The sequence below is a fragment of the Tenacibaculum finnmarkense genomovar ulcerans genome, from assembly GCF_900239495.1.
In the GTDB taxonomy this organism is placed as follows: domain Bacteria; phylum Bacteroidota; class Bacteroidia; order Flavobacteriales; family Flavobacteriaceae; genus Polaribacter; species Polaribacter ulcerans.
In genome coordinates this window covers 324,657-338,304 of record NZ_OENE01000015.1, presented here as the reverse complement: position 1 = coordinate 338,304, position 13,648 = coordinate 324,657, and the positions used below count along the sequence as shown (strand labels likewise).

Annotated in this window: 15 protein-coding genes; 6 read left to right on the top strand and 9 right to left on the bottom strand. The window is 31.8% G+C overall.

The genetic code is table 11. From position 1 onward, the window contains the following. The first annotated feature begins 70 nt into the window (after window positions 1-70). Window positions 71-457 (top strand): pyrophosphohydrolase domain-containing protein, encoded by a 387-nt coding sequence (locus tag DPIF8902391_RS06610; RefSeq protein ID WP_058885798.1) that lies wholly within the window; start codon window positions 71-73, stop codon window positions 455-457. 57 nt (window positions 458-514) lie between these two features. Here DPIF8902391_RS06610 and DPIF8902391_RS06605 read toward each other — a convergent pair whose 3' ends face one another. Together DPIF8902391_RS06605 and DPIF8902391_RS06600 are read right to left on the bottom strand one after the other, a co-directional pair. After that, complete coding sequence (locus tag DPIF8902391_RS06605; RefSeq protein ID WP_172505371.1) at window positions 515-1,387, bottom strand: TlpA family protein disulfide reductase; 873 nt, start codon at window positions 1,385-1,387, stop codon at window positions 515-517. A gap of 131 nt (window positions 1,388-1,518) precedes the next feature. Continuing rightward, the gene (locus tag DPIF8902391_RS06600) at window positions 1,519-2,574 is read right to left on the bottom strand and encodes a branched-chain amino acid aminotransferase (protein WP_101955603.1); all 1,056 of its coding nucleotides are present in this window, start codon (window positions 2,572-2,574) and stop codon (window positions 1,519-1,521) included. A gap of 145 nt (window positions 2,575-2,719) precedes the next feature. Here DPIF8902391_RS06600 and mnmD point away from each other — a divergent pair, with 145 nt between their 5' ends. Genes mnmD through DPIF8902391_RS06590 form a run of 3 tightly spaced genes read left to right on the top strand, consistent with a single transcriptional unit; the run spans window position 2,720 to window position 4,302 of the window. Further along, window positions 2,720-3,391: a tRNA (5-methylaminomethyl-2-thiouridine)(34)-methyltransferase MnmD gene (mnmD, locus tag DPIF8902391_RS06595; protein WP_058885795.1), complete on the top strand. Its 672-nt coding sequence runs from the start codon at window positions 2,720-2,722 to the stop codon at window positions 3,389-3,391. A 20-nt stretch (window positions 3,392-3,411) separates the two neighbouring features. After that, complete coding sequence (locus DPIF8902391_RS12550; protein ID WP_256444444.1) at window positions 3,412-3,543, top strand: hypothetical protein; 132 nt, start codon at window positions 3,412-3,414, stop codon at window positions 3,541-3,543. Further along, on the top strand, window positions 3,544-4,302 hold the full coding sequence (locus DPIF8902391_RS06590; protein WP_172505370.1) for a tRNA1(Val) (adenine(37)-N6)-methyltransferase: 759 nt from the start codon (window positions 3,544-3,546) through the stop codon (window positions 4,300-4,302). A gap of 42 nt (window positions 4,303-4,344) precedes the next feature. On the opposite strand, the gene DPIF8902391_RS06585 is transcribed toward DPIF8902391_RS06590, so the two are convergent. The 5 genes from DPIF8902391_RS06585 to DPIF8902391_RS06565 all read right to left on the bottom strand — a co-directional run bounded on the left by DPIF8902391_RS06585 (window position 4,345) and on the right by DPIF8902391_RS06565 (window position 8,830). Further along, window positions 4,345-5,196, bottom strand: coding sequence for an alpha/beta fold hydrolase (locus DPIF8902391_RS06585; RefSeq protein ID WP_058885793.1), 852 nt, complete (start codon window positions 5,194-5,196; stop codon window positions 4,345-4,347). Window positions 5,197-5,409: 213 nt separating this feature from the next. Then, a complete protein-coding gene (locus tag DPIF8902391_RS06580; protein ID WP_172505369.1) occupies window positions 5,410-5,715 on the bottom strand; it encodes a hypothetical protein in 306 nt (101 codons plus the stop codon). A 26-nt stretch (window positions 5,716-5,741) separates the two neighbouring features. Beyond that, window positions 5,742-6,815 (bottom strand): cytochrome d ubiquinol oxidase subunit II, encoded by a 1,074-nt coding sequence (gene cydB, locus DPIF8902391_RS06575; RefSeq protein ID WP_172505368.1) that lies wholly within the window; start codon window positions 6,813-6,815, stop codon window positions 5,742-5,744. A 2-nt stretch (window positions 6,816-6,817) separates the two neighbouring features. Continuing rightward, window positions 6,818-8,149 (bottom strand): cytochrome ubiquinol oxidase subunit I, encoded by a 1,332-nt coding sequence (locus DPIF8902391_RS06570; RefSeq protein ID WP_172505413.1) that lies wholly within the window; start codon window positions 8,147-8,149, stop codon window positions 6,818-6,820. 144 nt (window positions 8,150-8,293) lie between these two features. Further along, entirely contained in the window at window positions 8,294-8,830 is a 537-nt protein-coding gene (locus tag DPIF8902391_RS06565) for a transposase (RefSeq protein WP_172505367.1), read from the bottom strand. A gap of 223 nt (window positions 8,831-9,053) precedes the next feature. Here DPIF8902391_RS06565 and DPIF8902391_RS06560 point away from each other — a divergent pair, with 223 nt between their 5' ends. Further along, the gene (locus tag DPIF8902391_RS06560) at window positions 9,054-10,937 is read left to right on the top strand and encodes a B12-binding domain-containing radical SAM protein (protein ID WP_172505366.1); all 1,884 of its coding nucleotides are present in this window, start codon (window positions 9,054-9,056) and stop codon (window positions 10,935-10,937) included. Between the two features lie 85 nt (window positions 10,938-11,022). Here the strand turns inward: DPIF8902391_RS06560 and DPIF8902391_RS06555 are convergent, their stop codons facing one another. Together DPIF8902391_RS06555 and DPIF8902391_RS06550 are read right to left on the bottom strand one after the other, a co-directional pair. Beyond that, complete coding sequence (locus tag DPIF8902391_RS06555) at window positions 11,023-11,661, bottom strand: WG repeat-containing protein (protein ID WP_172505365.1); 639 nt, start codon at window positions 11,659-11,661, stop codon at window positions 11,023-11,025. Between the two features lie 138 nt (window positions 11,662-11,799). Next, the gene (locus DPIF8902391_RS06550; protein WP_172505364.1) at window positions 11,800-13,170 is read right to left on the bottom strand and encodes a saccharopine dehydrogenase family protein; all 1,371 of its coding nucleotides are present in this window, start codon (window positions 13,168-13,170) and stop codon (window positions 11,800-11,802) included. Between the two features lie 87 nt (window positions 13,171-13,257). On the opposite strand from DPIF8902391_RS06550, the gene DPIF8902391_RS06545 reads away from it, so the two are divergent. Next, the gene (locus DPIF8902391_RS06545) at window positions 13,258-13,644 is read left to right on the top strand and encodes a DUF423 domain-containing protein (RefSeq protein ID WP_172505363.1); all 387 of its coding nucleotides are present in this window, start codon (window positions 13,258-13,260) and stop codon (window positions 13,642-13,644) included. The last annotated feature ends 4 nt before the right edge of the window (window positions 13,645-13,648 follow it).

Here is a 13,648-nt window from a genome sequence, read left to right as displayed (position 1 = left end):
CTATTTAAAATAGAATTAATCGGATAAAAACAAAAACAGCTTAATAAATCAGCTAAAAACTCAACTAAAAATGAAAGATAAAATAAAAGCAGTACAAAAATTTCATGAAGCATTTAAAGTAAATATTCAAAACAAACCAACGGTTGCGATTACTGAGGATAGAAAAAACTTGCGTTTTGAGTTGATGAAAGAAGAAAATCAGGAGTATTTAGAAGCAGCTAAAAACAACGATTTAGTTGAGGTTGCCGATGCTCTTGGCGATATGCTATATATTTTATGCGGAACAATTATTGAACATGGAATGCAGGATAAAATTGAAGCAGTATTCAATGAAATTCAGCGTAGCAACATGAGTAAATTAGATGAAAATGGCAAGCCAATTTACCGTGAAGATGGTAAGGTTTTAAAAGGATCAAATTATTTTAAACCCAATATAAAAGCAATTTTAGAAGCTTAAAAAAAGCCTCATTAAATATGAGGCTTCATTTTATATTTTGTATAAAGAGTTCTTTTTTTACTCTAAAATACGTTCTAACTCTGTCGTTAAAGTATTTACATTGTTAACCATTTTAATAATAACACCCTCTGAATTTATAATAATATGTGTTGGGTATTGTTTTACTTTTAAATGCTTAGATAAGTATTTTTTTTGGTCGGGTACAGTAACATATTTAAAAGACTTTGTTTTTAAGAATTCTTTTAATTTTTCCTTTTCATTAAAAGCCAAACTGATAAATTGCACATCATCACTTTTGTAAGTGTCAACTAAGGTATTTAGCTGAGGAAATTCTTCGACACACACTTTACAGTTAATAAACCACGATTTTAAAACCGTTATTTTACCAGTACGCACTTCTTTATTGTGCGATTTTCCGTCTAAATCAACAAAATCATAATTTGGTAATTTCTGACCTTCCATTTTAAAATATTGATGCGCCATACCAGCTTTACCAATCATAGCTTTCTTTATTTTTTGATTAACAGGTTTTTTTATTTCCGTTAATTCATATTGAAAAAGCCCTTCTTTGTCAGATTTAATAACAACATAATTCCCTGTTCGTAGTAAGGTTAAAAACAGGTCTTTAGTTATTTCTTCGCCTTGATTATCAATCGGAGTAAAGGTTGCCATTAAGTCAATATTTTCCTTCATATATGCTTTCCAGTTGCTGTAACTGTTTTGCATCACATCAGTATTTATAGCTTCATTTTTAACGTTTATTGTTTTTTTAACGCCTTTTATTTCCTTGATTTCCTTGATTTCCTTGGTTTTCTTGGTTTTTGGGGAAGTATTTTTTTTTGTAGTAGGTTTTAAAAAAGTATTTAAACAAAGTAAAGACAAGGCAATACCTACTATAATTGACAATAATATTGGAAGGGTATTTTTCATTTTTTCTCAGTAATTTTTCAGTAATTTTAAAATCTTTTTTCTGATTTTGAACTCAAATAACAGCTTATTTAAGAATGAAATAAAAAAAGCATCAAGTAAACACCTGATGCTTTGTATAAAAATGTATTTTATTAAAGTTTAACGCTCCAACCGTAAGGGTCTTCTGCCTTATTTGTTTGTATATCGGTAATGTATTTTTTTAAACGAGCTGCATATCCGTTTTCAATTTTTGGAAGGTCATAATCTTCATTTTTATATCCAAAACCATTAATTGGAGAAATAACTGCCGCTGTTCCTGCACCAAACATTTCTTTTAAAGAACCATTTTTAGCCGCTTCAACCACTTCATTTACGGTAATTTGACGAACTTCAACCGAAATTTTTTGATCTTCCGCAATTTGTAAAATACTTTTACGAGTAATTCCGTCTAAAATTCTATCGCTTGTTGGGCTTGTAATTAAGGTATCGTTAATTCGGATAAAAATATTCATCGCACCAGCTTCCTCAATATATTCATGCGTATTATCATCGGTCCAAATAACTTGCTGATAGCCTCTATCAGTCGCTAATTTTGTAGGATAAAACTGTGCAGCATAATTTCCACCAGCTTTAGCAAAACCAACACCACCATTAGCAGCACGTGCGTATTTTTCTTCAATTAAAACCTTAATATCTCCAGCAAAATAAGCACCAGAAGGCGCGGTACAAATAATTAATTTATAAGCATCCGCAGGCGAGGCGTGAAAACCTTCACCAGAAGCAAATATAAAAGGACGAATATATAATGAACTTCCGTCTTTTGTAGGAATCCATTGATCGTCAATTTCTAATAATTTTTCTAAACCAGCCATAAATAACTCTTCAGGAACTTGAGGAATTACTAAGCGTTCAGCAGATTTGTTTAAACGTTTGCAGTTGTCTAAAGGACGAAATAATAAGGTATTATTATCAGCATCTTTATAGGCTTTCATTCCTTCAAAAATAGACTGCCCGTAATGAAATATTTTCGAAGAAGGATTTAATGATATTTCTGCATAAGGTTGAACGGTTGGATTGCTCCATTTTCCGTCAATATAATCGCAAACAAACATATGGTCGGAAAAAATACTACCAAATGTTAAATTGTTAAAGTCTACGGTGTCAATTTTTGATTTCTCTACAAGTTCAACGCGAATATTAGATTTCATAAAAGGTATGTGTTTATACAGCAAAAATACGAAAATACTATGTCATTTAACAATAAACCGAAATGACATTATTAAAAATAACATATCTTTGGATGACCTATTTTATTACAGCGACTAGAAATATTCATAAAATAAATTTTTTATTATCAAAAGAGAAATAATTATTACGTCGGATGGTTCTACAACCATCTATTTACCAGATTGGGATGAGCAATATCATTCAAAACACGGAGCTATACAAGAGGCATATCACGTTTTTATAAAAAGCGGATTGGCATTACAAACAAAACCAGAAGTTTCAATTTTAGAAATCGGTTTTGGAACAGGATTAAACAGTTTTATTACTTTTTTAGAAAACAAATCTGAAGGCATTAAAAAGGTCAATTATGTAGGTGTAGAAGCCTATCCTGTGGTAGCTCAAGAAGTAGCCAAGTTAAATTACGTAGCCGAATTAAAAGCTGAAAAATATCAGGCTGTTTTTGATAAAATGCACGATTTTTCTTGGGATAAAAAACACGAGATTACCCCAACATTTAGCTTAACAAAACGCCAGCAATTTTTTAAAGATATTGATGATAAAGCAGCATTCGATTTGATATATTTTGATGCCTTTGCTGCCGAACATCAGCCCGATTTATGGACAGAAGCAATTTTTGAAAAAATGTTTGAAGCCTTAAATGAAAACGGAATTTTAGTAACCTATTGCGCAAAAGGAAGCGTGCGTCGTGCCATGCAAGCCGTTGGTTTTACCGTAGAACGCTTGGCAGGACCTCCAGGGAAAAGAGAAATGCTTCGAGCAACAAAAACGTTGGCATAATTAATTTAAAAGATAAAAAAATGGAATTTAAAAGACGTTTTGGAAGTCGCAAAAGAACAGAATCAAAAAAAGGATTGTTTTTAATCGTAGTACTTATTATAGTTTTGTACTTATTTTTTAATGCCGATAATTTCCTCGGAAAAATACTATAAATGAAGCCATTTAAATTTAAAGAATTTTCAGTATATCAAGATAAAACCGCCATGAAAATTGGCACAGACGGCGTTTTATTAGGTGCTTGGTCTTTATTACCAGAATACCCAGATACCATTTTAGACATCGGTTCAGGTACAGGAGTTATAGGCTTAATGTTGGCACAACGAAGCGATGCCATGACGGTCGATGCTGTTGAAATTGATGCCGATGCTTACGAGCAAACTGTGGCTAATTTTGAGCAATCACCTTGGGGCGATCGCTTGTTTTGCTACAATACTTCTTTTGCCGATTTTGCTCAAGAAATAGCCGAAGAACAGGAGTTTTACGATGTAATTGTTTCCAATCCGCCATTTTATACCGATACTTTTGAAACTCAAAATGAAGCTCGTAATAAAGCTCGTTTTACATCGTCGTTATCATTTGAAGAATTGCTAAAAGGTGTTGCGCAAATTTTATCAAAAAGAGGTGTTTTTTCGGTAATTATTCCTTTTAAAGAAGAAGCTGATTTTGTCGATTTAGCAAAAAAACACAAGTTGTTTTTGAAAAAAGTATGCCGAGTAAAAGGAACTGAAAATTCAGAAATAAAAAGAAGTTTATTAGCATTTTCTTTTTCTTCGGATGAAATAAAAGAAGATAATAATCAGGAAAATAAAGCGATAATAATTGAGAAAGAACTATTAATTATAGAAAAACAAAGACATCAATATACCGATGCCTATATAAACCTTACCAAAGATTTTTATTTAAAAATGTAAGAAAAACAGGCTATATTTTGTATAAATACAGCCTGTTTTATTTTATTTATCCATCGAATAATCAAAGGTATTGCTTAAAAATTTGAAAGCTATTTCGTTAAAAAATGTTGCGTTATTACGAGGGATTCCATGGTTTGCACCTGGCATAATACACAATTGTGCTTTGGGTAAATTATTAAAAATTTCCACGGCATGTTCATTTTTAATAATATCTCTATCGCCAATAGTTACCAAAACTTCAGCAGTAACTTTTTTCAAATCGGCATGGCTTATATTGGGCTGGTTTAACAACAAACGGTCTAATTGCAATTCTTTTTCCCAGTCTTTAGAAGTATCGCCTTTTTTCAGCATTTTTATGGATTGAGAGTGCATATCAATTACCTGTTGAATAGCCCATTTATTAACAGCAGTAGGGTCTAGTCTTAAATTTACACCCATGGTTACTATTTTTTTGATTTTAATTTTATTGCGGATTCCCATTTTTAAACCAATAATTCCACCATCGCTCCAGCCAAGAATATTTACGCTGTCTAATTTTAAATGTTTTGCCAATTCTTCCCAATCTTCAGCCATTAAATCGTAGGTTAATTTTTTCGTTTTTAACTTCGATTTTCCTTGCCCGCGACTATCGGCAGTAATAACTCTGTAATGCGCTTTAAAATAATCAATTTGATATTCCATCGCCTTAATATCGGTACCACAACTATGAATTATCAGCAAAGGTTCGCCCTTTCCATAGGCTTCATAATAAATTTTTGTACCATTTATTTTTACGAATTCCCCTGCTTTTTTATTGTTTCCGTAAGGAGTTTTAAAATTTTCTTGGGCAGTACTAATACTTATCTGAAATAGTAAAAATAAGAAAGAAAAATTAAGTAAAATTGACTTTTTCATCGTTGTTTATTGATTTATAGTAAATTGTATTGAAAAAAACTTTTAAATTTATCGTATTTAACAATGCAATAATAGTAGGAAATAGGCTGATAATCAAGTTATATTTATTTTTTAATTGAAGCAATTTCCCGCTTTCCGCACTCGCTCTTTTTTTTAAATAAAAAAAAGGAGCTCAAACAATTGCTACAATCGGGGCTAGGCATTTGTACCCTATTAGTATTTTTTCTTACCGAGTTTATTTTTTAGTTGATAAATTAAAAAAACAGCAAGCGCTCCACCGAAAAAAGAAACGATGCTATTCAGGAAAAATAAGGCGTAATTAATGTATTCAACTTGAACTATAAATTTAGGGCTAAAACCTAATCGTCCAAAAGATTTAATTAAAAAAACACTCCCAAAAACTCCAGCGATGGTATTTCCTGTAAGCCCAAAGGAATATTTTTTGAAACAATAGCCCATTATATTTGCCCCAAATATTCCTATTAAAATACTAATTAACGAAATTAAAGTAGCGGTCATACTGTTTTTTTAATGTTTTTAGCTAGTTAATGTCCGTAATCCATGTTGTCTATTTTTCCGCCCATAATCTTTTTTTGCACAATCATATATACAAAAAGTAAGATAAAACCAACCGCACCCCAGTAAGTTGCTACCGATAATCCGTAGGTAGTGGTAGCTGTATTGTAAATAGTTAAAGAGTCGTTTACGGTATTTGTTGATGGTAAAATTACAGGAAATAGTGATGCTAATGAAGCGGTTATTCCTCCTAAAATCAGTAAGGTAGAAAAAGCAAACGCATATATTTCGTTGTTGAATTTCTGTACAAAAAATAAGCCAACTAATCCTGAAATATAAATCAGTGGAAACACCAATAAAAAAGGATTTTCAATAAAATTATTTAAGGAGTTAGGGTTTACAATTTGCCAGATAATTAATGAAAATATCGTTAAACCAATCAGTAAAATATTTAATTTAAAAACGGTTTTCTTTAATTTTTCATTAATAGATGAATTGGTTTTTAAAACAATCCAATTTGCACCGTGAATAGCTAAAGTAACCACCGCAATAATCCCGATAACAAGGGTAAACCAATCAATAACGCCAGGGTTTTCAGCTAGTGGACTAAAGCTGTTATTCCAAAGAGGTAAGAAAAAATAATGAGCTTCATAGGCAGAAATTCCGTTTTCAACACCGCCTAAATTAACGCCTCTAATTACATTTCCTAAGGCGATTCCAAAAAATAAGGCAAGCAATAAACTCGAAACTCCAAAAGAAGTATCCCAAATATCTTTCCACATTTGAACGTTAAACTGCGATCTAAATTCTAGCCCAATCGCTCTGAAAATAATCAGCCATAAAACAATAATTAAAGGCAGGTAAAAACCACTAAAAACCGAGGCATAAAATGTAGGAAATGCCATAAAAAGCATTCCGCCTGCGGCAACTAGCCAAACCTCGTTAGAATCCCAAAACAAACCTGCCGATTTAGCAATAACTTCTTTGTCTTTTTCTTTTTTCGCCATAAATAAATGAATGATTCCTGTACCAAAATCATAGCCATCTAAAATAAAAAATACCGCCAAAACAATTGCGATGATAATAAACCAAAATACTTCCATAATTAATGTGTTTGATGTTTAGGTCCTTGATGAATTGTTTTTCCTACTAATAGTAAAAATAAGATACCGAGTAACATATATAAGGCTACAAATCCTAAAAGCGTAAATAAGGTATTTCCTGATGAAACCGTTGGCGATATTCCGTCGCTTGTTTTCAATAATCCATAGACTAAATACGGTTGCCTTCCTAGTTCGGCAGTGTACCAGCCTGTAATATTAGCGATATAAGGAAAGGGAGCTAAAAACATTAAAACCCATAATAATGGCTTAAAAGTATATAATTTTTTTCGATATAAAAAGAAAACTGCCAATCCCATAATTCCGATAAAAATCGTTCCTAAACCCACCATAATATGATACGAATAATAAAGCGCAGGAACATTATCGGGTAATTCTTCTTTTTTAAATTGATCCATTCCTGGCACTTGTTTGTCCCATTCTTGATAGGTTAAAAAGCTTAAAATATTAGGAACTGCAATTTTATTATCGAGTTTTTTTTCCACCATATTTGGCTGCCCGATTAACACAATTTCGGCTCCCGCTTCTTCGGTTTTAAAAATCCCTTCCATCGCCGCAAAAGATGCAGGCTGATATTTGGCTACATTTTTAGCGTTTAAATCTCCCGTAGGGAATGCCAATAATAAACTGGCAATAAATCCAAAAATAACGCCTGTTTTTAAAAATAATTTCCCGTATTCTACATTTTTATTTCTCAAAATATAAAAAGCACCAATACTCGCCACCACAAAAGAAGAGGTGGTAACAGAAGCAACTTGATTGTGTAAAAAAGCGGGCAATAACCACGGATTTGTAAATAAATCGCCAAAATTTTCTAGGACGAATTTTCCGTTAGCTAAAACTTCATGTCCTACGGGATGTTGCATCCAAGCGTTGGTGGCTAAAATAAACCAGCCACTTGCCCAAGAACCTAAAAAGACTAAAAAAGCGGTTAAAAGATGGAGTTTTTGCCCCATTAATTTTTCACCAAAAATAAAAAGTACTAAAAAGGAAGATTCTAAAAAGAACGAAAACATACCTTCCATTGCTAAGGTTTGCCCGATAATTCCGCCTGTTAATTCTGAAAATTTTGCCCAGTTAGTACCAAATTGAAATTCCATCGGAATTCCTGTAACCACGCCCATGGTAAAATTCACAGCAAATATTTTCATTAAAAATTTTGCTGCATTATTATATTTTTCAATATTATTTTTTAAGTATTTCCACTTAAAATACACGATTAGTAAGGATAATCCCATTGTTAATTGTGGGAATATATAATGAAACGTGATTGTAAATGCAAATTGCAATCGGTCGTAAAATAGCATATCTTCCATCGGAAAGTAAATTTTCAAACAAATTTAATTCATATTTTTAGATATTTATGTGACATTTGTCACAAAAATTTTTAGGTATGCTGTCTGAGAAATAAATAAGGATATTTTAGCATGAATAAAGGATTTTAATAATGCTTAATTTTATTATTTTGTTTGGTGAAAAGTGTCTTCATTCCATTTTGAAGGGTTATTTATAATGTAATCTGAAATGTTGTGGTATGCTTTATTGTTACGAATAATATGATCGTAATAATTGGGTTGCCATGAGAAATTAACGGTTGTTTTTCGTGCATTTACCGTTACACCTGTTTTAAATCCACGTATTATGGATGCCAAATTTTTGGATTGTGATCCGAATTTATTACTGGGGTTCGCAATGCGTTTATTGGTGGTATTGTAAATGTTTTCACCAATGGTTATTATGGCATGAAAATGATTCGGCATAACAATATATTCGCCTGTTTGCAAATTCATATCAGGACGCATTTCAAATGTTTTTATCCATTGTGTTTCAACAATTTTTCCTATTTCCGATAAGATCATTTTTTCATTGATAATATCACCAAAAAAGCATTCCTTGTTTTTACAGCAAATCGTAACAAAATAAATAGCATTGGAACCGTAATCCCAACCTTTTAATCTGTTGGATTCTATGCGATATTTTCCTTTGAATTTTGTCATTTTATATCATTTATTGGTGGTAGAGACGCAATGCATTGCGTCTCTACGTTGTGTGTTTGTGTATTATGTTTCGATAATATTATAAAAAAACACGTCTGTTTTACATCAAATATAATAGATTTCAAATAAAATTTAAACCCCAAACCCCCAACATAAAAAACCAACCAAAATTTTTAATCACTATTCCTAAATCAGATAGTATCTTTGCGGTTCATTTATATTTATGGCAATTAATACACTTTTAATAACACCACCTTTCACACAATTAAATACGGCATATCCGGCAACGGCGTACATCAAAGGATTTTTAAATTCTAAAGATGTAAACGCTACGCAAATGGATTTAAGCATCGAGCTTTTTACCGCTGTATTTACCAAAGAATTTATAGACGCTATATTCAAACAGGCGGAAATGCTTGGCAATAACGATTTTCCGTTGGTAGGAAATCAGCAGGAAGATTATATTGATAAAGTAGATTCTGTGATGAATTATTTGAGAGCGCAAGAAGTTACGGCGGCGTATCAAATAGTACATAAAGATTTTTTACCTCACGGACATAGACGTATTAAATTAGCGAAAGATTTAACCACCGAATTTGGGAAATTAGGAATTTTAGACAAAGCAAAACATATTGCAACCTTGTTTATCGAAGAATTGGGTGATTTTATAAATGCCAATGTCGATGAGTTTTTTTCTTTTACACGTTATGCCGAGCAATTAGGGCGATCGGCTTCTAGTTTTGATACTATTGATGAATTTCTTCAATATGAAACTACTTTAATTGAAGATGAAATGTTGTATCTTTTAGATGAAAAAATAAAGGAGCAAATAACATCAGAAATAGCCGAAAAACCATATGATTTAGTTTGTTTTACCGTGCCATTTCCAGGGAATTTATTCTCCGCTTTGCGATGTGCACAATTTATAAAACAACAATATCCAAAGATAAAAATAGCCATGGGCGGCGGTTATTGCAATACAGAATTAAGGCGTTTATCTGACCCAAGAATTTTTAATTTTGTCGATTTTATAAGCCTAGATGATGGTGAAGCTCCATTGTTAAGAATTACCGAATTTTTAGATGGAAAAATAAATGAAGATGCTTTAGAAAGAACTTTTATCTGTAGAAATAATGAAGTTATTTATGCCAATAAAATTCCGAATACGATATTTCATCATCGAAATTTACCCGCTCCGAGTTACATCGGCTTGCCGACTAATAAATATTTATCGTTTTTAGATGTAATGAATCCGATGCACAGAATGTGGTCGGATGGAAAGTGGAATAAACTCACCATTTCCCACGGATGTTATTGGAAACAGTGTTCTTTTTGTGATGTTACGTTAGATTATATCGGTAATTACGAAAACACCACCGCCGATGATTTGGTAAATAAAATTGAAAAAATAATATCAGAAACAGGCGTTACAGGATTTCATTTTGTAGATGAAGCAGCACCGCCAAAAATGCTAAGAGCTCTAGCAAATAAATTACTAGAACGAAAAATATTTATTACCTGGTGGACAAATATTCGTTTTGAAAAAACCTTTACACCTGAGCTTTGTTCGTTGTTATCAAAATCAGGATGTATTGCGGTAACAGGCGGTTTAGAAGTGGCTTCTGATAGATTACTTGCTAGAATGAAAAAAGGCGTAGATATTGGGCAAGTGGCACGAGTTACCAAAGCTTTTTCTGATGAAAATATTATGGTGCATGCCTATTTAATGTTTGGTTTTCCTACTGAAACCGATCAAGAAACTATCGATTCGCTAGAGGTTGTACGTCAGTTATTTCAACATAATTGTATTCAATCTGCTTTTTGGCATATGTTTGCTTGTACGAGTCATAGCCCTGTAGGAAAAAATCCTGATGCTTTTGAAATTAAAATTACAGGACCAGAATTTAAAGGATTTGCCGAAAATGATTTGTATCATGAAGATCCAACAGGGGCGGAGCATCATTTGTATAGTCAAGGATTAAATACGGCGTTAAATAATTACTTAAATTACAAAGGTTTTGAAATTCCGTTATATGATTATTTCGACTTTAAAGTACCAAAAACAACGCAAAAACCGAATTTAATTGAAGGTTTTTTGAATGTGTAAAAGTTTAATTTTGATAAAATCATAAACAAAAAAAATCATGTTACTTTTAGGGTAACATGATTTTTTTATAAAAGAGTATCGTGTTTTATTCTTCGACTTCTTCGCTGTCTTTTGTTTTAAAAAACGCATCAATATTGTCATAAACAGCAGGAATTATTTCCTTTCCTGAGGTATCAATAAAACCATATTTTACTTTGTTAACACAAACTTTAGCCCAGCCTTTTTTATAGGTGTCAAATGCGTCAATTTCGGTGTATTTTATTTTAACAATAGTGTTTCCTTTTTTGTTGATAAAACCAAATTTATCTTTAATTTTTACTAAAGCCCAACCTTTTTTGTATAAGTCAAAATCATATATTTTGTCAAACTTGGTATTTATTACTTTCTGCCCCTTATTGTCAATAAATCCTAATTGATTATTTTCTTTTATAAGAGCCCATTTTTTTTGAAACATACCAAAGTTACCAATAGAGTCATAAACAGCCTCTACAACTTCGTTTCCAAGTTTATCAATAAACCCTACTTTATTTTTAAGGTTTACCTTAGCCCATCCTTTTCTTACAGCATTATAAGGTTCGATACTATTGTATTTTGGGGCAGCAATTTCTATTCCTTTATTATTAACAACTCCGTAAAGGTTGTTGTTTTTGACAATAAAAAAATTTTGAGAAGTTGCGTAAAAACTTGAAAAAATGATAAAAGATAATGCTAATTTTAATTTCATTACGTACTAATTTAGGGGATTAAAAAGTGTAAATATAAGGTCATTTAATTAATTTTTAAGTGTTTTATCTGCCAAAAAAAAAGACACCATTTTACGGATGTCTTTTGTATAAAAATTTAGTTAAATAGTGCTAAAATTTTATCCTTTTATAGTTTCAGGATTATAGCCTAAATAAGGAACGTCTTTTTCTACGAATATAATTCCGTACTCTTCTAGTTCTTTTAAAATAGGTTCGTAGACTTCTTTTTTGATTGGTAATTGTACACCAGGGCTTGTAATATTACCGTTTAAAATATGTAAAGTAGCCATTGCTACGGGTAATCCTACGGTTTTTGCCATTGCAGTATACGTTTGATCATCACCTTTAATAACCATACTGCTTTCTATCTGATGTTTTTGATTATCAAGCTCATATCCGAATTTATGTTGCATAACAATCATGTCTTTATCATCGGATTCAAGCGTCCATTTTTCAGAAAGTATGCTTTGTAATATTTGCGCAGGTGTGGCGTTTTTTAACCCTGTTTTTTTCGTCGGATTAAAAATATCTAACTCTAAAAATTTATCCCACATTACATCATCTTGTTCTATTTTTAAATAAGAACGGAATTTTAATTCAACAGAATCTGAAGGAGAATAGGGTAAAAATAAATTGGTGAAATCACGGTATGTTAGGTTTTCAGAATTTTCGATAGCATAAGAATCGTCGGTCATTCCTAATTGAACAAATACATTCCATGCTCTTGAAAAACCAACTTTTCTAACCGTTCCACGGTACATTGTTGGCACATTTTCTAAATTATAAATGCTTCGATATTGTAAAGAATCACGGTTTGCGTAGGCTTCAAATTTACCATGCCCATCAATAGTTAAAAACTCTGTTCTTCTAAATAATTTATGATATGGAATATATTTAGAGGTGTTTTCTTGAATAAACATTGCAGCACCACCTTGCCCCGCTAACACTACGTTTCTAGGGTTCCAAGTAAATTTATAGTTCCATAAATTTGTATCACTCTCTGGGGCAACTAAACCACCACAAAACGATTCGAAAAGTAACATTTTAGCATCTTTTTCATGGATTTTATCAATTACTTGCATAGCGCTCATATGATCAATCCCTGGGTCTAAACCAATTTCATTCATAAACACCAAGCCTTTTGCTTTTACATCAGCATCTAAAGCTTTCATTTCATCAGAAATATAAGAAGCCGTTACCATGTGTTTTGCGTAGGTAACACAATCTTTGGCAACTTCAATATGAAAACGAGCAGGCAACATTGAAATAACAATATCGGCATTTTGAATAGCAGTAGCACGTTGCGTTTGGTTAAAAATGTCTAATTCTACAGCAGTTGCATTTTTATGATTATTGATAATTGATTGCGCATTTTTAAGCGAAACATCACCAATTGTTATGTGTAAATTTTCTACTGTTGATTTATCTAATAAATATTTTATAAGAGATGAACAAGATCTACCAGCGCCAATAATTAATATTTTTCTCATATATAGTGTACTTTTGTTTTCTATTTAAAGCACAATATCGTTAAAAAAAATCAAAATAAAGTTTAAAATTAAACAAAATCAGTAAAAATGTATAGAAATTTAACAATCACATCGGTGTTAGGAGCACTCGGAGTTATTTTAGGAGCCTTTGGCGCACATGCTTTAAAACCAAAATTGAGCCCAGAGGCCTTGCAAAGTTTTGAAACAGCGGTCAGATATCAATTTTTACACGTATTTGTTTTACTTTTTGTGAATATGTTTAATGAGTTTAATTTGAAGCAAAAAAACAGGATAAGTTTTCTTTTTATAGCAGGAATTGTACTTTTTTCGGGGTCAATTTATGCCATTGAGTTAGCAGAAGTGCTTGCAAAAAACATTTGGTTTGTAACGCCTTTAGGAGGTGTTTTACTAATAACGGGTTGGTCTGTAATGGCTTTTGAGTTTATTAAAAAGTTATCAAATAAAAAGAATTAGTTAT